General features: G+C 34.0%; 14 protein-coding genes and 4 pseudogenes. 9 read left to right on the forward strand and 9 right to left on the reverse strand.

Annotation, left to right across the window (positions count from 1 at the left end; genetic code table 11):
- Positions 1 to 568 precede the first annotated feature (568 nt).
- The 8 genes and pseudogenes from F6K23_RS15810 to F6K23_RS15845 all read right to left on the reverse strand — a co-directional run.
- Positions 569 to 700: pseudogene (locus F6K23_RS15810) on the reverse strand (putative 2OG-Fe(II) oxygenase); the annotation flags it as partial.
- Positions 701 to 1,331: 631 nt separating this feature from the next.
- Positions 1,332 to 1,631: pseudogene (locus F6K23_RS15815) on the reverse strand (putative 2OG-Fe(II) oxygenase).
- A gap of 21 nt (positions 1,632 to 1,652) precedes the next feature.
- Complete coding sequence (locus tag F6K23_RS15820; RefSeq protein ID WP_293157401.1) at positions 1,653 to 2,078, reverse strand: tetratricopeptide repeat protein; 426 nt, start codon at positions 2,076 to 2,078, stop codon at positions 1,653 to 1,655.
- Positions 2,079 to 2,192, reverse strand: a complete 114-nt coding sequence (locus F6K23_RS15825) for a tetratricopeptide repeat protein (protein WP_293157404.1) — start codon at positions 2,190 to 2,192, stop codon at positions 2,079 to 2,081. It lies immediately after the preceding gene.
- A complete protein-coding gene (locus tag F6K23_RS15830) occupies positions 2,193 to 2,414 on the reverse strand; it encodes a tetratricopeptide repeat protein (RefSeq protein ID WP_293157158.1) in 222 nt (73 codons plus the stop codon). It abuts the gene before it with no gap.
- Between the two features lie 304 nt (positions 2,415 to 2,718).
- A complete protein-coding gene (locus F6K23_RS15835; RefSeq protein ID WP_293157161.1) occupies positions 2,719 to 4,032 on the reverse strand; it encodes a serine hydrolase in 1,314 nt (437 codons plus the stop codon).
- A gap of 194 nt (positions 4,033 to 4,226) precedes the next feature.
- The gene (locus F6K23_RS15840) at positions 4,227 to 4,409 is read right to left on the reverse strand and encodes a hypothetical protein (protein ID WP_293157164.1); all 183 of its coding nucleotides are present in this window, start codon (positions 4,407 to 4,409) and stop codon (positions 4,227 to 4,229) included.
- A 76-nt stretch (positions 4,410 to 4,485) separates the two neighbouring features.
- Positions 4,486 to 4,662, reverse strand: coding sequence for a serine hydrolase (locus F6K23_RS15845; protein ID WP_293157167.1), 177 nt, complete (start codon positions 4,660 to 4,662; stop codon positions 4,486 to 4,488).
- A gap of 180 nt (positions 4,663 to 4,842) precedes the next feature.
- Between F6K23_RS15845 and F6K23_RS15850 the strand changes: the two genes are divergently transcribed.
- The 8 genes and pseudogenes from F6K23_RS15850 to clpP all read left to right on the forward strand — a co-directional run bounded on the left by F6K23_RS15850 (position 4,843) and on the right by clpP (position 15,366).
- Positions 4,843 to 5,175 (forward strand): hypothetical protein, encoded by a 333-nt coding sequence (locus F6K23_RS15850; protein ID WP_293157170.1) that lies wholly within the window; start codon positions 4,843 to 4,845, stop codon positions 5,173 to 5,175.
- A gap of 1,854 nt (positions 5,176 to 7,029) precedes the next feature.
- On the forward strand, positions 7,030 to 8,130 hold the full coding sequence (locus tag F6K23_RS15855) for an acyltransferase family protein (RefSeq protein ID WP_293157173.1): 1,101 nt from the start codon (positions 7,030 to 7,032) through the stop codon (positions 8,128 to 8,130).
- Positions 8,131 to 8,744: 614 nt separating this feature from the next.
- On the forward strand, positions 8,745 to 9,593 hold the full coding sequence (locus F6K23_RS15860) for a GNAT family N-acetyltransferase (protein ID WP_293157176.1): 849 nt from the start codon (positions 8,745 to 8,747) through the stop codon (positions 9,591 to 9,593).
- A 522-nt stretch (positions 9,594 to 10,115) separates the two neighbouring features.
- Positions 10,116 to 10,262 carry a hypothetical protein gene (locus F6K23_RS15865; RefSeq protein ID WP_293157179.1) on the forward strand — a complete coding sequence of 49 codons (147 nt, stop codon included), beginning with the start codon at positions 10,116 to 10,118 and terminating at the stop codon, positions 10,260 to 10,262.
- A 165-nt stretch (positions 10,263 to 10,427) separates the two neighbouring features.
- The gene (locus F6K23_RS15870; RefSeq protein ID WP_293157179.1) at positions 10,428 to 10,574 is read left to right on the forward strand and encodes a hypothetical protein; all 147 of its coding nucleotides are present in this window, start codon (positions 10,428 to 10,430) and stop codon (positions 10,572 to 10,574) included.
- Positions 10,575 to 10,739: 165 nt separating this feature from the next.
- Positions 10,740 to 11,819 (forward strand): annotated as a pseudogene (locus F6K23_RS15875) (ATP-grasp domain-containing protein).
- 957 nt (positions 11,820 to 12,776) lie between these two features.
- Positions 12,777 to 13,505, forward strand: a pseudogene (locus tag F6K23_RS15880) (ATP-grasp domain-containing protein).
- A 1,273-nt stretch (positions 13,506 to 14,778) separates the two neighbouring features.
- On the forward strand, positions 14,779 to 15,366 hold the full coding sequence (gene clpP, locus F6K23_RS15885) for an ATP-dependent Clp endopeptidase proteolytic subunit ClpP (RefSeq protein WP_293073325.1): 588 nt from the start codon (positions 14,779 to 14,781) through the stop codon (positions 15,364 to 15,366).
- Positions 15,367 to 15,517: 151 nt separating this feature from the next.
- On the opposite strand, the gene F6K23_RS15890 is transcribed toward clpP, so the two are convergent.
- Entirely contained in the window at positions 15,518 to 16,678 is a 1,161-nt protein-coding gene (locus F6K23_RS15890) for a hypothetical protein (protein WP_293157182.1), read from the reverse strand.
- Between the two features lie 1,322 nt (positions 16,679 to 18,000).
- On the opposite strand from F6K23_RS15890, the gene F6K23_RS15895 reads away from it, so the two are divergent.
- Positions 18,001 to 20,307, forward strand: coding sequence for a ribonuclease R family protein (locus F6K23_RS15895; RefSeq protein ID WP_293157185.1), 2,307 nt, complete (start codon positions 18,001 to 18,003; stop codon positions 20,305 to 20,307).
- The last annotated feature ends 264 nt before the right edge of the window (positions 20,308 to 20,571 follow it).

Here is a 20,571-nt window from a genome sequence, read left to right on the forward strand (position 1 = left end):
ATGAAATATAAATTCGGTCGTTATCTCTAGTAAATGGAATAGTAGAGCGCCAAAAATAACAAGGAAAACTTACTGATTATCCTACTTTTGGTCTCCAGTTATATTTCTGTTGATTTTCCTTTTCTTACTCTGAGGGAAAAAGAAGTAGCAAAATTTTAGTAACCTACTCCAGAATTATGTTATTAGAGAGGATTGGGATAAGGAAAAATTGATTTCTTAAACTCACCCCTACCTAATAGATGATTAGTATTTTGCCAAACTTCAGATAATGTTATCCATCTCAAGGAATTCAACTAAATGAAATATAAATTCGGTCGTTATCTCTAGTAAATGGAATAGTAGAGCGCCAAAAATAACAAGGAAAACTTACTGATTATCCTACTTTTGGTCTCCAGTTATATTTCTGTTAATTTTCCTTTTCTTACTCTGAGGGAAAAAGAAGTAGGAAAATTTTAGTAACCTACTCCAGAATTATGTTGTTAGAGAGGATAAGGAAAAATTGATTTATATTTAAACTCGCCTCTACCTAAAAGATTAAGTATTTGCCCAAACCTCATTTTTGATTTACCTAGTTATCTAGAGGAATCAAATTAAATGAAATACAAATTAGTTCACTATTTCCAGCAAATGGAATAGTAGAGTGCAAAAAATAACAAGGAAAAATTACTAATAATCCTGCTTCTGGTTGAATTAAATATTTCTGTTGATTTTCCCTGTCTTACTCTCAGGAAAAAGAAGGTTGATTTTTCATGTCTTACTTTGAGGGGAAAAGAAGTAGCAAAATTTCAGTCCTACCTAATAGATGAATAGTAGAGCGCCAGAAATAATAAGGAAAAATTACTCATTATCCTACTTCTGGTTAAGTCAGGTATTTCTGTTGATTTTCCTTTTCTTACTCTGAGGGAAAATAAGTAGGAAAATTTTCCTAATCTACTCCAGAATTAGTTTGTTAGAGAGGATGAGAATAAGGAAAAATTGATTTATTAGACTCACCCCTAATAGATGATTAGTATTTCCCCAAACTTCAGATAATTTTATCCATCTCAAGGACTCGAACTAAATGAAATACAAATTCGTTCACTCTCTCCAACAAATGGAATAGTAGAGCGCTAAAAATAACAAGGAAAAATTACTTATTATCCTGCTTTTAGTCTCAACTTATATTTCTGTTGATTTTTCATGTCTTACTCTGAGGGAAAAAGAAGTAGGAAAATTTTAGTAACCTACTCCAGAATTATGTTGTTAGAGAGGATAAGGAAAAATTGATTTATATTTAAACTCGCCTCTACCTAAAAGATTAAGTATTTGCCTAAAGCTCATTTTTGATTTACCTAGCTATCTAGAGGAATCAAATTAAATGAAATACAAATTCGTTCGCTATCTCCAGTAAATGGAATAGTAGAGTGCCAAAAATAAGAAGGAAAAATTACTAATAATCCTGCTTCTGATTGAATTAGATATTTCTCTTGATTTTCCCTGTCTTGAACTGAGGGAAAAGAAGTACCAAAATTTAAGTAACCAGAGCCATAATGATTTTATTTTATACTATTCGGAACTTGAATATAATAAACGCCACTGCAATAACTTTCAGGGTGAATATGATAATTTTGAAATCCTTCGGACTCTAACACAACTGCCCAACCACTTAACTTCTAATCTGAGGGTAAATTCTGGAAAAATTGATAATTAGACTTATCAGTAAAACGACTAAAATAATCATGCAGAGAACTATTAATTTTTTTACTCAGAGCAGCCATTACAGGATTATTATCTGTAAAAATTTCGTAGGTTTGACTACCTCTATTTATCGGTTTATCTGGTCGATCTTTTAAAAGAGTAGGATGTCGAACAATGTAATCTTTAAAATCACTATTATAAGCTGCCAAATTCTCCCATCCTTCTACATTGGCAAACTGGTATTTAGCTACTAATTCTGAGCAGTCAAAAATAGACTCAGCTTCAGACTTTTTACCTACATCTTGCAAAGCTAAACCCAGATGAGCATAAGCTTTGATATGTCTATGATTAATCTTTATCGCTTTTTCAAATTGAGCGATCGCTTCTTCAGATTTACCTATTTATCGTAAAGCTATTCCTAGTTGTGCATAAGCATCAGCAGAATTATAATTAAGTTTAATAATTTTCTGATATAGCTTTATTGCTTCTTCCCAATGAGACTGTTTCCCTAAAATTTATGCTAAACCTACCATAGCATTAACAGAATTTTTATCCTGCTTTAATGCAGTGTTATAACATTCAATTACTTCCTCATGTTTTTCCTGTTGACTTAACAGAAAACCAAAATTTATATGAGGATCAGCAGAAGTAGGAATTAAATTAACAACAGCTTGATAACAAGCTTCAGCTATATCAACTTTTCCCTGCTCATAAAAAATAGCAGCAATATTAGTCAAATTTCTGTAGTCTACTTTTGTGAAAACTGCTATAAATAGAATAATTAATTTTACTGCTTCCGGACAACTTATTGAAAAAAGACAGGGCTAATTAATTGTTGCCAGATACTATATTATAACCCTATACTTTTTGTTAACTAACTTTAGCAATATGGATAAGATTTCTGATGATACAACTTTTATCTAGTGATAATCAAATCAACACTTCCCCATAAAAAGGGAATATCCGTAGTAAATCTTCTAGTAAATATTCCGGTATTAGGAATTACCAATTATTTATCATCCCATAAATATCAAATGCCAGTTATTTGTTCATTTTTTCCTTAATTACCTCAGCTTGATAAGCACGAGTTTCAAAAGTATCAGCTAATTCCCAAATAGAAGGATAGACTTGACTCATAATAATACCAATCATTTCTTTTTCTGGATCGGCAAAATAATTAGTTCCAAATAAACCTCCTCCTCTAAAACTACCGACAGAACTAAGTGCAGTTGAAATTTCAGAATTCTCCTTAACTTCAAATCCATTAGTATATTTATAACCAACACTTATGGGACGATCTTTGAAACGATCTTGAGGACGAATAGAGAGAAATGTTTCAATGGTTTCTTGATTAGCTATTTTTACCATTTGCTGCCCATCTTTACTCTTTAAATTTCCCCCATTAAGTAGCATTTGCAAAAAACGAGCAAAGTCATTAGGAGTAGAAACTAAACCAGCACCTCCTGAAAAATAAGTATCTCCTGTAAGATAAGGATAAGCTTCATCAATAAATAAACCTGGTTTTAATTCTCTGGTTTTCTCACCTATAGGTTCTAAATTTCCATTGGCATTTGGAGTATAAGTAACTGCCAAACGATTTAATTTATTTTTAGTCACAAAAAAACCAGTATCATCCATTTCTAAAGGAGTAAAAATTCGCTCTGCCAAAAACTGATCAAAAGGTTTTTGGGAAACAACTTCTATTAGATAACCCAAAACATCTGAGTTAAGACCATAAAGATAATCTGTACCTGGTTCAAAAGCTAGAGGAACTTTACTTAAACGGTTTACCATTTCGCCAATAGTTCCTGAAGTAGTTGAAAGACCATCAGAAATATTAGCAGCTTTTAATAAGGGAAAAAGAATTGGTTGATTTTGGAAATTATAGGAGATTCCCGAAGTATGATTGAGTAGTTGCTCAATAGTAATCTGATTTTTTACAGGGGTGGTAGTATAATCATTTCTATTTCCCGAATTACCTTGCACCAGCACTTTCATATTAGCGAAAGAAGGAATATATTTAGAAACCGGATCGGTTAATTTAATCAATCCATCTTCAGCTAATAAATAAGTAGCAAAACCAGTGACAATTTTAGTTTGAGAAGCCATCCTAAAAATATTATTTTCTACCATTGGAACTTTGTTTTCCAGACTGCTAAACCCAAAAGTTTGACGATAAGCTATCTTGCCATCTTTGACAATTAAACCTACTGCACCAGCAATTTTTCCAGTATCTACAAAGTTTTGAATATCTTCTGTTAAAGCATTGAGTATGACTGAAGAAAGTCCTACTAATTCTGGGTTATCTACTGTAGTAAAACCCTGAACTTTTACTACCAGCGGCAGATTAACCAAAGCTGATATTATTACGATTAATAAGAATCTTTTAAACTTGTTCATATTTTGTGTAATAGACTGCTTATAAAAAGACATTCAATAATTAATAATTAACAATTAATAATTAATAATTACCTCTCCTGAAAACGAATAGGATTGACCAAAATTATTTTTTTTTCTTCTCTTAGTCGATTGGATATGGCTAGGTTTCCTCAGCATATCATCCTACGGACAGCTCCGCTTTGAATAGTTTCTGGAGCAGGAATTTTCACAATTTGCTGCTTATCTTTACTTTCTAATTCTCCTCCATTAAGTAGTATTTGTAAAAAACGAACCAAGTCATCAAGGGTAGAAACTAAACCAGCAACCCCTGAAAAATAAGTATCTCCTGTCAAATAAGGATAAGTTTGATCAACAAAAGTACCAGGGGATAATTCGCGTTTTTTTTCACCAATTGGTTCTCAAACTCTATTAATATTTAGGAGTATAAGCAACCATTAAACTATTGAAACGATTTTTATCAATAAAAAACCCAGTATCATCCATTCCTAAATGAGCAAAAATACGTTCCTGTAAAAACTGAGCCAAAGATTTTCCAGATACTACTTCTATGAGATAACCTAAAACAATTGGTAATTCTATCTTCATCTCAGCATTAAGCTATAAATATTATCTAAATACCCCACGATTTGATATTTTAAATAGCATTAACAACGAGAGTAAAGCAAAATTACTTAATTTTTTGAATATTAAAAAAATACAAAGATATAGGGAAAGCACCCCAAAAAAACTTATCTTAAATAAAACCAATTAAAAACTTTCCTAATCATGGCAAAAATCACTCATAAAGAAGTATTCGACCTCCTAATCAAAGAAGTTCTTGAAGCTTACCCACACGTGGAAAATAAGTTGGATTTTGTATCTAAAGATATTTTAGAGCATCTTCTCTCTAATAGTGATGGGGTGAGAGAAAGATTGCGTAAGGGATCTTTTACAAAAGATGATGGTGAAGTTAATCAAACTGAAGCTTTTTTGCTCACCTGGGTCGATGAAGTATGGGATGTAGAAAATGGTAATCAACAGCTATATGAAAAATTTATCTCTGAATTAAATGGAACGCCACAGAAGTTTGATTTATATGACAAAGAAGTACCTCATTAACGAAGTCAGAAGTTAGAAGTTAGAAGTTATTTTTGTAACAGAGATTTGAGCTTTGCTCCAAAAACCCGATCGCCTTAAAAGGCGGGGTTGCGCGACCCAATTATTTTGATAAGGTCATTTAAGTTGTGGCTAAACAAACAAATCTCGTAAATATTCAGCTGTCAGCTATCAGCTATTTATTTTGGTAGGAGGAATTAGTCTCCAAAGTCAATTAAAATTTATTAAGCATTCAACTTTCAGCTATTAACTATGAGTTATTAACTTATTATTTTGGCAGGAGGAATTAGTCTCCAAAGTCAATTAAAATTTATGAATAAAAGGTTATCAGCTGACCTTAATAATTTATTACGTTCAAAAGCTAAATACTTACTAGTACAAATTTTATATGAGGTTGCATAGAATTACAAAATTCATTCATTGATCTATCTTTATCTACGTCTATCTACAGTCAATTGTGCTTTAAGTATTATTCTATGCAGCTTCATTTCAATTTGGTATAAATCTCTTTGATGAAACTTATCATTCTTTGACCAAAAAATTTGGGTAGTTACGCCTCCTCTTTTACGAGGATAAAAAGCGGTCGAGGGATGGCGAGGTTTCCTCGCCATATCCAATTGACCAAGAGAAAAGAATATTCCGTATTTCAAACTTCTTTATTGCAGAGGTACTGTTAGTGTAGCTCCTCCGGAGGAGGCTAACTGATAACTGATAACTGAAATGACACTTCCTACGATTACTTGCAGGTTAAGTGGAGGAACATTAACTAAGGGTGACGAAGACATAATTCAATATCACACATTAGTATATAAAATGCTTATCCCTTGATTATTTTTTTGGGGTTTTGCTGAATCAAGGTATGAAAATAAAAGCTGAATAATCTCAAATATTTGTCATTAATATTTGTCATTCAATAGTGTACCGTTGGCGGTAGCGATGGGGAGTATTATCAGCAAAAAATACAAATCATACCCAAAATCATCAACACCTTTTTTAGCCACTACAACAGATAGATCAAATCCACATCCCAAACATGAACATAATGTTGGATGTTTTAGGATGTTTTCTAGCTTTAAGACTTTTTCTAATGTCTGCTTTGAATGATCTGTTTGTCTCCCTGATACTCCCTTAAAAATTCTCTCAATAGCTGTTCAATATTAATGATCCAATAGTCAGTATTCCCAAAAAATAATCAAAATAAAATAGTATAGTGCCCTACTACAAAAACATAAGCATTCTCCTTTTTGTAGATTATAATCCACTAATACCGCTACACGAAAGTTAAAAGTAAAAAGTTAAAAGTTAATCATTTTTGATTTGTAATTGTTTTAGGATTTTGTAACTGGTCAGTTATTTCCGCTATCCTGCATTAATAGCTTTTTCATTAATGAGGAACATTAGATAATCTACTTTGAAAGTAACTTTGAATTTTTGCTCGAATTTTCAATTTTACTTCCTCTTTCAAACATATTAAATTAATAGTTGATGGCTCATACCGTTTATCAAAAACTTTTCTACATTTTCTTGAGTAGGGGAGTAGGGGAGTAGGGAAGTAGGGGAGTATTCAACAATTAATAATGAATAATGAATAATGAATAATTACCTCTCCTTGAAAAGAAGAGGATTGACTAATAATGAAATTTTTTTTTTATTATCCCCTTAAAAGGGGAGGCTTTAAACCACAATTTTTCGGTAAAAATAAGAATAATTAACATTAATTTGGCTCAAATTAACAGAAAGATTATTCTACACTGTGTTAATTACTTAATAACTGAAGTGTCACCTAAGTATAGCATTACTTTTGGGAATTGGTATTAAGAACTGATAGCTGAATGCTTACACAAAAACTTATAAAAAATGCGCTTAAAATCTCTCGACGTATTTCGTGGCATCACAATTGCCAGTATGATTCTTGTTAATAACCCAGGCAGTTGGAATTATGTTTATTCACCCTTACTTCACGCAAAATGGCATGGCTGTACACCCACCGATTTAGTATTTCCCTTCTTCTTATTTATCGCAGGTGTAGCAATGACTTTTTCCCTGTCAAAATACACCGATAAAAACCAACCAACTCCACAAATTTATCGGCGAATTTTACAGCGATGTCTCATACTTTTCCTCTTAGGTTTACTACTAAATGGCTTTCCTAATTATGACTTAGCTAATATTAGAATTATGGGAGTATTGCAACGCATTAGTTTAGCTTACCTCCTTGCAGCGATCGCCATCCTTAACCTTTCGAGAAAACAACTTTATGGACTTGCCGCTATATTACTAATTGGATACTGGATAGCCATGCAATTAATATCCGTTCCCGGTTATGGCGCTGGCGACTTTTCCCCAGAAGGAAATCTTGGTGCTTATATTGATCGCCTTATTCTTACCCAACAACATTTGTGGGCCGGAAAACCATACGACCCAGAAGGACTATTTAGTACCTTACCTGCTGTAGTAACCGTTTTGATTGGTTACTTTACAGGAGAATGGCTGAAGCATCAACCAATCAAAAGTCGCACCAGCTTAAATCTGGTCATTTTCGGTCTTAGTTGTTTAGTAGTTGGGTATATCTGGGGACTATTTTTTCCCATCAATAAAGCTTTATGGACAAGTTCCTATGTGATATTTACTGGTGGATGGGCTTTAATTTTACTGGCCACTTGTTATGAAGCGATCGAAGTCCGAGGTTGGCAAAAATGGGGACGGCCATTTGAAGTGATGGGTTTGAATGCCATTTTTATATTTGTTGCTTCTGGATTTTTGGCCAGAATGATGATTTATCACAATATTGGTAGTGGGGAAAATTCTCCTACCGTCAAAACTTGGATATATGAAAATTTTTTTCAATCCTGGGCAGGGTCATTAAATGGTTCTTTGGTCTTTGCTATTGTTAATGTGTTATTTTGGTGGGGAATTTCTGAATTTATGTATCGTCGAGGTTGGTTTCTTAAAGTTTAATCAATATTGGTAGTCAGAAAGTAAGGATTTCCTGGGGAATGCGGAGCTAACAGCTATTAGCGCTTCAGCAGTCAGCCATAAAAATCAAATAAGCTATTATTGTAAGTATTTCCTGCGGACTGCGGAGCTAACAGTTCTTAGTTTTTTAATCAATGAAGCAAGCATTGGTTTAACTTATATTACATTTTTAATCAGAGAATGAACCACAATAACGATGAGTTTGAGTTCAATTTATACAACTTTTGGCGGGAAATATATGTGTTTATAAATATCTAATAGCTGACTGCTGAATGCTTACCTATTATTATTCAATTTAGTCTAGAAAATTTGTCAATGTGGTCTGATAGATATTGATATGAAAAACAATAATCAGGTTCAATAATTGATAATTGATAATTGATAATTACCTCTCCCTAAAAGGAAGAGGATTGAGTAAAAGGAAAATTTTTTATCTCTTGGTCGATTGGATATGGTTAGGAAACCCATCCATCTCACCCTACGGTAAGCTCCGAAGATCGACCGCTTGTTTCTTCTTTAAAGGAGAGGCTTTAAACCTTAATTATTCGATAAGTCCTGATATTTTTATTTTTAGTTAAATATAAACAGATTTGAAAATGAACATTAACCAAGATAATTTTATAGTCCGTCCAATGACTCTAGCTGACTTAAAATTAGCTATAAGTTGGGCTGGTGATGAAGGATGGAACCCCGGAATTGATGATCCTAATAATTTTTATGTAGCTGACCCTCAAGGTTTTTTAATTGGAGAATTAAACGGGCAACCAATAAGTTGTATTTCTGTAGTTAGATATAGTAAAAAGTTTAGTTTTATTGGTTTTTATATTGTCAAACCTGAATGGAGAAAAAAAGGATTTGGCTTAAAAATTTGGCAGGAAGCTTTCAAGTTAATTAATAATCAACCTGCTGCTTTAGATGCTGTTTTGGCACAAGTTAATACTTACCGTAAATCTGGCTTTGAAATTGCTCATAGTCATCTACGTTATCAAGGAATAATTCCTGGTGAAATATCTCAAGATATCAAAGACTTAAAGACTATTAATTTTGAGAAACTTTGTAATTACGATCGCCTTTATTTTCCTGCCGACCGTCCTGATTTTCTCAAAGCATGGATTAATCAATCAAATGGTAAAAGTTATGGAATAATTAATGATGGAAATTTAGTTGGTTATGGGGTTATTAGAAAAGCAAAAGAAGGATTTAGGATAGGTCCTATATTTGCCGAAAACCAAAAAATAGCAGAAAAGTTATTTTTAGCTTTGTGCAGTTATTCGGATAATCAAAATGTTTATATTGATGTTCCTAATATTAATCAACAAGCTATTAATTTAGTTGAAAATTATCAAATGCAATGTGTTTTTGAATGTGTCAGAATGTATTCCGGTCTAGAACCAAATATTAATTGGAAAAATATTTTTGGTGTGACTAGCTTAGAATTAGGATAAACTTTCAAGATGATTTGATAGGGTCATTTCAGTTATCAGTTATCAGTTATCAGTTATCAGTTAGCCTCCTGTGGTCGGAACTGCGTTAAAAGTACCTCTGCAATAAGGAGGCTTGAAATCAGGAATATTCTCTTTCTCTTGGTTGATTTGATATGGTGAGGAGACCTCGCCTCGACCACTTTTTATCCCCTTAAAAGGGGAGGCGCATACCCACAATTTTTCGGTAATGAAGCTGATAGTTGAGAGGTTAACACTCAATGCTTACCTTTTTTTTCTCACAAAAAGCTACAAATATCAGTAGTGGAATAAATTTTTCAGAAAAGTCTAAATTAACAAAGGGTTCAGCAATTTTCTTAATACCAGATTATAGTTATATCTGCGATTGTCATAAAAAATACTTGTTATTTTATATCTCAAAAATTAACTATGTTCTTTGTAGATAAACCATAGGTCTCAGAATTTTTCAAAGCTACTGTCAGAGATAACGCTATTCCTGTAGTAGGTACAGATATAGCTCAAAAAATGAGCCTTTATACTGGCACAAACATAATTACTGAAGAACGAGCAATTGAGATAGTTAAACAATTAGATAATCCAACTATTTACAATACCTCTGAAAATTCCTATCAAAATCAAAATCTCCTAATAGGAATTAATAAAATTTCTTAATGCCAGATTATAGTTATATCTGCGATTTTCATCAAACATACTTGCTATTTTATATCTCAAAAATTAACTATGTTCTTTGTAGATAAACCATAGGTCTCAGAATTTTTCAAAGCTACTGTCAGAGATAACGCTATTCCTGTAGTAGGTACAGATATAGCTCAAAAAATGAGCCTTTATACTGGCACAAACATAATTACTGAAGAACGAGCAATTGAGATAGTTAAACAATTAGATAATCCAACTATTTACAATACCTCTGAAAATTCCTATCAAAATCAAAATCTCCTAATAGGAATTAATAAAATTTCTTAATGCCAGATTATAGTTATATCTGCGATTTTCATCAAACATACTTGCTATTTTATATCTCAAAAATTAACTATGTTCTTTGTAGATAAACCATAGGTCTCAGAATTTTTCAAAGCTACTGTCAGAGATAACGCTATTCCTGTAGTAGGTACAGATATAGCTCAAAAAATGAGCCTTTATACTGGCACAAACATAATTACTGAAGAACGAGCAATTGAGATAGTTAAACAATTAGATAATCCAGCTATTTACACTACCTCTGAAAATTCCTATCATTGGATATCAGAACATTTACATTTCAGCGATATTCCTAAAAAAATAGAGCTATTTAAGAATAAGTATAAATTCCGGGAACTAACAAAATCAATCTTTCCCAACTTCTACTTCAGAGAGATACCTACAAAAGACCTCAAAAGAATTGAATTTGATAAAATTCCACTACCATTTATGCTCAAACCAATAACTGGCTTTTTTAGCATGGGAGTTTATAAAGTTTCCAGTTACTCAGAATGGGTGAAAACAATCGATTTAATCAAAGAAGAAATAGCTCAAACTAAAAACTTATATCCTGAATGTGTATTGAACACCAATTTATTTATCATTGAAGAATATATTGATGGTGAAGAATTTGCTGTAGATGCTTATTATAATTCCATTGGCGAACCAGTTATCCTAGGAATTTTTAAGCATATATTTTCTTCAGATAATAGTGTCAGTCAAAGAGTTTATTGTTCATCGAAATAAATTATTGAAAGTAACCTTGAAGAATTTACAAATTTTCTCGAAAAAATTGGTGATTTGGCTAAAATAAAAAACTTTCCAGTACATATTGAGCTGAGAAGAAATAGTAATGATATTTTATTACCTATTGAAGTAAATCCCATTCGATTTGGTGGTTGGTGTAGTACCGCATACTTATCTTTCTTAGCTCATGGTTTTAACTCCTACTTACATTTTTACTACCAAAAAAAACCAGATTGGTGTAAAGCTCTTCAAGGAAAAGATAGAAAATTATTTAGTATGGTTATATTAGATAATTCTACTGGAAAAAATGTCAGTGAAATTACATCATTTGATTATGATAAATTGCTAGAAAAATTTGAAAATCCCTTAGAATTAAGAAAGATAGATTACAAACAATATCCTATCTTTGGCATCTTGTTTATAGAAACTAGAGAGGATAATTTTATGGAAATTAAAAACATCATAGATTCAAACCTAAGTGAATTTATAACAGTCAATAAATAGGTTGATATATTTAGGATTGATGTTAAGTTTTTGATGCAATTGAAATATTTTAGAGGAATATTAAAAAATGATCATGTTTTAATATAAATTAAGAAATTTATTAACACCAGATTATAGTTGTATCGTAAGCATTCAACTATTAGCGGTCAGCACTCAGCTCTTCGGTGCTGAATGGACTCGCATTCAGCTTTTTAATTAATAAAGCAACCATTCGTTTAACTTCTACTACATTTTCAAGCAGAGAATTGCTTTTTTCTTCTTTAAAGGTAATAAAGCTGTTTGCGCAGCATTCCGTAGGAATAGCTGATAGCTGACCGCTGAATGCTTACGTTGTATCTGCGACTATCGTAAAGCATACTTATTATTTTATATCTCAAAAATTAATTATGTTTTTTGTAGATAAACCATAGGTCTCAGAATTTTTCAAAGCTACTGTCAGAGATAACGCCATTCCTGTAGTAGGTACAGATATAGCAGTCGAAGCAAAGGTTAGGACAGATAAAAAGCTTAAAACTCAGATAACGTAATACTTTTCCTTCTTCCTTCTTCCCTCTTCCTTCTTTCTTCTGCTATATAGCTCAAAAAATGAGCCTTTACAATGGCACAAACATAATTACTGAAGAACGAGCAATTGAGATAGTTAAACAATTAGATAATCCAACTATTTACCGAATAATTAACTAATTAATAATTAAATAATTCGCGCCTTGAAGCCTCCCCTTTTAAGGGAAAAAAAGCGGTCGTTTGCGCAGCATTCCGTAGGATGGGATGGCGAGGTCTCCTCGCCATATCCAATCGACCAAGAAAAGAAATAATATTTCCTTATATTCAATTCCGTAACGGTTTTAACCAGAGGTAATTATCAATTATCCATTATCAATTATCCATTACAGCGCTTTTCAAATTGATGAACCACATCTTCACAAGCAAAACTTTGTAGGGGCGATTTCCTACGGAATGCTCCGCAAACGCGAATCGCCCCTACTGTGGTCTACCGTGCAGGAAAACCGCTGTAATGAAGCTACCTCTGAAAATTCCTATCATTGGATATCAAAACATTTATATTTCAGTGATATTCCTGAAAAAATAGAGCTATTTAAGAATAAGTATAAATTCCGGAAACTAACAAAATCAATCTTTCCCAACTTCTACTTCAGAGAGATACCTAAAAAAGACCTAAAAAGAATTGAATTTAATCAAATTCCACTACCATTTATTATCAAACCAACAATTGGTATTGATAGCCGGAAAGTCTATAAAGTTTCCAGTTATGAGGAGTGGATGAAAACCATCGATTTAATCAAAGAGGAAATAGCTCAAACTAAAAATTTATATCCTGAAAGTGTATTAAATACTAATTCATTTATCATTGAAGAGTATATCAATGGTGAATAGTTTGCTATTGATGCTTATTATAACTCCATTGGCGAACCAGTTATCCTGGGAATTTTTAAACATATATTTTCTTCAGATAATAGTGTCAATGACAGCCTTGATTTTTCATCGAAATAAATTATTGAAAGTCACCTTAATAAATTTACAAATTTTCTGGAAAAATTTGGTAACTTTGCTAGAGTAAAAAACTTTCCAGCACACATTCAGCTAAGAATAAATAGTAATGGTATTTTATTACCTATTGAAGATATTCCTTTGATTTTTCTGCGCAACTCTTGCCTAAAATGCTGATTTTTTGAACCTAAGCGACCTAAAAACTTGGAATTTTTTAAAACTAAAAAATGCTAAAATCTTTATATATCAATGCTTTTATATTTAATCAGCAAACCCTAATTAATTTAGTTGTATTCCGAGCATTGATGCACGATTTTAGCCTTGTCATTTTATTATAATCTGCTGCCTAAATACTAATAAACTCGGTAGTCGTGCATTATAATTATTTTGCTCAAGGGGAAGAATAGTAGAAGCAAAATTATCCTATGAAGCGCCATTGTTCATCCACATATACCAATACAGTTCAGATAAGTTCAACAATTAATAATTAATAATGAATAATGAATAATTACCTCTCTATGAATTGAAGAGGATTGACAAAGAGATGAAAATTTTTCTTCACAGGAGTCGATTGGATATGGCGAGGAGACCTCGCCATCCCATCCTGCGGAATGCTGCGCAAACGACCGCTTATTATCCCCTTAAAAGGGGAGGCGCATACCCACAATTTTTCGGTAAAAACTCGTAAGATATGGAACCATTAGAGTAGCTTTTAAGATTACATAACTGCCAAAAAAATCCTTAACTGAACTGTATTACTAAATATACCATTACTATGCATAACTACCATAAACCCTACCTTTATTTCCAAAAAAATTAGCTAAATTTAAGGGTGCATCTCAATGCGTGAATAAAGCCAAAAATGTATCGCTTTTAGGCAACAGCTCATCTGGCAACAGCTCATCTGGCAACAGGGAATATATAGGAAAAAAGTATTTTTACAAATATGAGATGCACCCAAATTTAAACCATAGTAGTCCTGTAAGCATTCAGCATTCAGCAGTCAGCTATTCCTACGGAATGCTGCGCAAACAGCTTTATTACCTTTAAAGAAAAAAAAGCAATTTTATCAAAGCTTCAGAGTACGAATATCTGGTTGAGAATGTAGTATAAATTAAACGAATACTTGCTTCATTCATTCAAAAGCTGAATGCGAACGCATTCCGCAGAAATAGCTGACTGCTAATAGCTGAATGCTTACGTCGCCCTTAATATATTAATGTCAAAAACCTTTAATTTTAAACTTGAAAATATCTCTAAATCTTGTCAAAATAAGAATGAAAAGTAAACAACTTATCCACTATTTTATCTTTGCAATTGCCTAGTTAAATTCTGCCTAAATACCAATAAACCCTACCTTACTTCCTAATAAATTTGCTAAACTTCAACCAGAATCGCTAAGATATATAAATGTCAAAAATTTTGACACTTAACTTTTGACTTAAAAAATATGATTCCAACCGTTATTGAACAATCTGGCCGTGGCGAAAGAGCCTTCGATATTTATTCTAGACTTCTACGCGATCGCATAATATATCTAGGAGAAGCCATAGACTCTGACTTGGCCAATCTAATCGTCGGCCAATTATTATATTTAGATTCAGAAGACCCAGAAAAAGATATTTATCTCTATATCAACTCCCCCGGTGGATCGGTCAGTGCAGGGATGGGTATTTATGACACCATGAGACACGTTCGCCCCGATGTCTGTACTATTTGTATGGGAATAGCCGCCAGTATGGGAGCATTTCTTCTCAGTGGAGGAACAAAAGGCAAAAGAATGAGTCTACCCCACGCTCGAATTATGATTCACCAACCATTAGGTGGAGCACAGGGTCAGGCCACAGATATTGAAATTCAAGCTAGGGAGATTTTATACCTCAAAAAATACCTGAATGACTGTTTAGCAGACCACACAGGTCAACCCATAGAAAAAATTGTAGAAGATACAGAAAGAGACTTTTTTATGTCAGCTACAGAAGCAATGGAATACGGTTTAATTGACCAAGTTTATAACCGTAACCCCTCTAATTCTTAACCAATTTTTTCTTGATTCCCACTAAATTTTTGTCTTTTTCTTTTGGGTTGAATACCCCGCCGTCTACACGATGCTTACAACTGGTTGGGGTTTGAGTCCCCATCCATTTTTTCCTTCTTCCTTCTTCCTTATTCCTTATTCCTTATTCAATTCAAGGCGTATCAAACTCTTCTAAATTTTGTAAGAAATCTTGCAATTTTTCAAAGGAAAGACGTGTACGCCCTTCCTCTCCATAGTTTTTTTTGAGATAAGTTTTTCCTTTTGTTGGACTCCAACCTAAACGCTTAATTTCATTAGTAGTTTTACCAAATACTTCTAAATACTCCAAAAAGCTTTGTAACTCATCTACACTTAACTGTTCTAAAGACTCTTTATTATGACTATATTCTAAATAATCTTGTTGTTGCTTAAGCTTCCATCCCTGATGTTTACTTTCTTTTGTCACTTTCAGCAGTATATCTAAATATTGATGGAAATTAAATAATTCTTCTGTTGTTAAAAATTGGCGTGTTTTTTGATGATAATTTTGTTCTATAAACTCTCGCTCCTTTTCTTTCGTCCAGCCTAAACTATCAATCAAAATATCTATTTTTACATTATCATCAGATACATCGTATGATGAACTTGGTGAATAAATTTCATCATTAATATCAATTGATTGAGCTATTTCTACTGATGAATCAATAGATTCTGATATAGTTATTTCACTATCTATACCATTATCATCTCCAGAGCTTATTAATGTTTCTGTCGTCTCCTCAATCTTTTCCTCCTTCTGTTCCATACCATAGTCAGTCTCTAACCAACTATTATCAAATTCACTTGGATTTTGAGTAGAATCAGGAACTTCATCATAGTTAATACTAGATTCTACTACTTGTAATTCCTCTTTTTCCACCGGGGTATAAATATCTGATTCTTCCAACTCAGACGAAATAGTTGAACTATCAGGAACCTCATTAACATCTAAATTCGACCTTGCTGGTGGTACTTCCTCTATTTCTTGTTCTAAAGAAGTATTGACATAAGTTTTATTGTGTGGTATATGCTGAATACTAACAGATTGAGTAGGATAAATTGGAACAGAACTTTGAGGTGTAGAAATAGATTGATCGAGTGGAAGAATGGCAAGCGATCGCTTTCTAGCTTGGTCTTCTGCCAACTCCACAGTATCAGCCGCCCCTAATCCACTGGCCAAAGTTTGACCATTGACCTCCACTCGGACACGAACCACATACTTACCATTATGAATAGTAATTAACTCAGAGATTAAGCAACCTGTAGGGTAACAAGCTCGAAAACGTTCTAACATAATTGTCTACTTAGTGAAACCTAGATCGAGTCAAAAGTCCATTTTAGTACATTTGCCCAAAACTTAAGAGCTATTTCCATAGAATTCACAGCACAAATTTCAAGATTTATAGACGATCAGAAGAGTTAGGAATGCTGTGACATACTCCCACACTAACCTGACGGTATAGTGTGGGCTTCTCGTTTGACAGTCCCGGTATCCCGTCGGACAAGCGCGTGCTTTAAGAACGAGATGCCCCACCGCTCTTTTTGCACATAAAAAACTGCTCACCTAGTTCCGGAATAAGATTTTACGTTTTCCCACAGTTGACTAGGAATTTGGGCCAACAACCCCATATCCTATTAAATTTTCATGGTTCATTACTGGCGGCGATTAGCTCAAACCAGCATAGTTCAATGATCACATAAAAATTTGTAAATTAATGAGGCATAATCACCCCATTAATTTACCGCCGATTCATCTGGTCGCCAAATCACAGATTATGGCGTGAGGCTCAAGAGCGATTTAGCTAAAAACATCTGAATTTTCCTTGCCAAAAATTACTTTTGCCAAAATTATAATTTAAAGCTATTCTAATATAGAGTAAATTTATAGCTAACTCAAAATTTGAGGCCATTAAACAATTTATCTAAAAAGGTAAATTACAACAAACTATGATACGGCTGAATCAGGAAAAGGGAAACCCAACATCACAAAAGTAGCTATGGAGGATCAAGCAGATTTGTAGCAAACTCTTCTTTGTCTAAAGGTTCTTCTCACTCCACCAGTAGAAATAGCTCCACCTAACTAAAATCATCCCAAAAAGCTGCTAATCCTGATGGATATTCAATGAATAATGTTATGATTAATAGCTTAACTTATGGGTAACTTAAGTATTGGCAGATGAAACAGGAGAGCGCGCCCAATCAGCAGATCTGATGTCCGGAAAGCTATGGGACTAGCTACTTGATAAACAATACAGTCCAAAGTTGGTTACCTTTTCTTATAGAATAAATAAACGATTAAATTAGTCGCACGCCATAGATCTTAATCACCAAAGAATAAGATTCCCATAAACCACGGTGAAGACACAAAGGTACAAGCCATTTATCGTAATACATTAACAAAAAGTAGTAAAGATAGTGGTAAATATCTAGATAGCTGGGCGGTTTTGTCTACGATGAAATAACTCTACTCAGTAAATGTCTTGCCAAAATTAGCTTAAGAGCACCATTAAGCATTTAACTAGGGAAAGCTGATTAACACAACTATCTAGGTGAGACAGTCAAGGCAGACTAATTTATAGGATAGCTGAACCGATAAAAAAAAGGATAAAACGCTGCATGAAATTTTCCATCGCTACACTCCTAGCAAATTTTAGTGAAGACAAATTAGTCGCTCCCAAAGCAGTGGAGAAAAAACTAGATTGTCAAGACGATCGAAGTATCCATAAATTACAAATTGCTTTGGATGCTCTAGAAAAAATAGGAGTTTTAGCCAAAGATAAAGGTCGTTATCGACGACTGTTTGAAGAGGCAATTGTAGAAGCAAAACTTCGCTGTTCCAGTAAAGGATTTTGCTTCGCAATACAAGACTCAGAAGGAACTGAAGATATTTATATTCGAGAAAGTCATCTGAGTAACGCCTGGAATAGCGATCGCGTCTTAGTCAAAATCATCAAAGAAGGCAGTCGTCGTCGGAGTCCAGAAGGAGAAGTAAAGTTAATATTAGAACGTGCTAACCCCTCCTTATTAGCCAGAATCAAACAAATAAATGGACATAATGGGGAACCCTATTATCGGGCAGTTCCCCTAGACGATCGCTTACTATTTGAACTAGACCTAGTACCAGAAAGTCCTGACCTAGCGAATGCCATCGATCACCTCGTCCATGTCGAAGTATTGCGCTATCCCCTGGGAGAAAAACGTCCAATAGGAAAAGTAGTTCAAATTCTAGGTTCAGATGCAGAAGCAGCAGACGATCTGGATATAGTATGTTGCAAACATGACTTGCCCCGGTCTTTTTCTGATGCCGTTCTCAAAGAAGCTGAGTCTTTGGTAAAGCACTCCACCAAGGCCGATCAAAAAAATAGATTAGATTTGCGCGAACTACTCACAGTTTCTTTTGGAAATGCTAATAAGAAAGACATTAGTCATGCTCTAAGCATAGAAACCACTTCCTCTGGTTATTGGCGAGTGGGAATTCATATTGCTGATGTAGCATACTTTATTAAGCCAGAGTCACAACTAGACAAGGAAGCTCGTAAGCGAAGTATTAGTATATATCTGCGGGATACAGTAATTCCGATCATGCCAAATATCATATCAAGTGATTACTGTTCTTTACTACCAGAAAAAGATAGACTCGCTATATCGATCCTAATTACGGTCAATAAAAATGGTCAAATAGTTGAGTTTGAAATTGAACCTAGTGTGATCAAGGTAGATTGCCATGTTAGCTATGAACAGGCGAAAGAAATTATCAATGGTAACACAGAGGAATTAGTTAATCTGCCTTCAGATCAAATTGAGAGTACAATTAATAAACTCAACGATGTCAGTCAAGCAGTCCGCAATGCAAGATTACGAAGAGGTGGTTTCGATCTAAATTTACCAGATGAAAAAAGCTATTACAGTGATGAGGGAGAATTGGGAGCAATGATAGTTCCAGAACTATTCCCGGCAAGATCCATGGTAGCAGAATTAATCGTCCTAGGGAACCAAGCAATAGCAAGTCACTTACTCGCACTGGGGGTACCAGCAATTTATCGAGTCCAAAACACTCCAGATCCAGGAGACATTCAAGAATTTATTAAATTAGCCAGTAATCTTGGAGCTGAGTTATATCTAGAAGATGAAGAAGATGTACAACCTGCTGACTATCAAGCATTTATTGAAGAATTTACTGCACAAAAATCAGAAAGAGTTCTGGCATACTTGCTCGAAGACACTTTGAAAGCAGCTATTTATAGCACCATAGCTCAACCCCATTTTGGGCTAGCATTGCAACATGGCTATGTTCATTGTACATCACCAGTTTCCAGATATTCTGATCTGCTGATTTCACGAGTATTACATACCATCTTTAATGAAGGACGCGATCGCCGTTCGAGTCGTTCCAAAGAAGGCGTAGAACTCAGTCACTCTTCCTGTCATGGCAAAATCACGTGGAATGTTCTACCTCCAGAAATACAGCAAGAGTTGGAAGCACAACTAACATCAGTAGTTATACATTTAACAGAACGAGAAAATGTAGCACAGGATGCTCAAGAAGACCTGGAGGGATTAATTAAAACTGGATTGATGAAGGAACGCACGGGGCAAACTTTCCAAGGTTTGATTACAGGGGTGCAGTCTTACGGTTTCTTTGTAGAAATTGAAATTGAATCTGAGTCAATAGAAACTTTCAGAGTAGAAGGTTTAGTTCATGTATCCTCTCTCAAAGATGATTGGTATGAATATCGTTCTCGACAACAAACTCTTGTGGGACGCAAAAATCGTAACCAGTATCGACTGGGGGATATGGTGGAAGTACAGGTCAAGAGTGTTGATTATTATCGCCAGCAAATTGACTTAGTTGCAGTGGGTGGTGGTAGCATTGCTTTTGATGATGATGAGTTTTCTACCCCTAGTCATCCTTATAGATATTAATTATCGGCATTGGTGAATTTAGTTGTTTTAGTAGGGTGCGTTAATGAAATGTAACGCACCGCCTATCCCAGATACTGCGGTGCTGATAACTGATAACTGATACAGCGCTTTCCGTTGCCCGTGAGGTACACCCCGAAGCGGGCAAGATGCCCGCACTACAATATTTTTACCATTTACCCTGTACCTCATTTGCTTGAAATCTGTTGTAACTGATAACTGAAAAAGCTGATAACTGATAACTGATAACTGTTAACTGAAAAAAAG

The organism is Okeania sp. SIO2C9, from assembly GCF_010672455.1.
GTDB lineage: Bacteria > Cyanobacteriota > Cyanobacteriia > Cyanobacteriales > Microcoleaceae > Okeania.

Coding starts and splice junctions, on each gene's coding strand:
- F6K23_RS15850 (WP_293157170.1), top strand. CDS start 4,843: ATGGCAAAAATCACTCATAAAGAAGTATTCGACCTCCTAATCAAAGAA.
- F6K23_RS15895 (WP_293157185.1), top strand. CDS start 18,001: ATGAAATTTTCCATCGCTACACTCCTAGCAAATTTTAGTGAAGACAAA.
- F6K23_RS15870 (WP_293157179.1), top strand. CDS start 10,428: ATGAGCCTTTATACTGGCACAAACATAATTACTGAAGAACGAGCAATT.
- F6K23_RS15845 (WP_293157167.1), bottom strand. CDS start 4,662: ATGAAGATAGAATTACCAATTGTTTTAGGTTATCTCATAGAAGTAGTA.
- F6K23_RS15860 (WP_293157176.1), top strand. CDS start 8,745: ATGAACATTAACCAAGATAATTTTATAGTCCGTCCAATGACTCTAGCT.
- F6K23_RS15890 (WP_293157182.1), bottom strand. CDS start 16,678: ATGTTAGAACGTTTTCGAGCTTGTTACCCTACAGGTTGCTTAATCTCT.
- F6K23_RS15865 (WP_293157179.1), top strand. CDS start 10,116: ATGAGCCTTTATACTGGCACAAACATAATTACTGAAGAACGAGCAATT.
- F6K23_RS15855 (WP_293157173.1), top strand. CDS start 7,030: ATGCGCTTAAAATCTCTCGACGTATTTCGTGGCATCACAATTGCCAGT.
- clpP (WP_293073325.1), top strand. CDS start 14,779: ATGATTCCAACCGTTATTGAACAATCTGGCCGTGGCGAAAGAGCCTTC.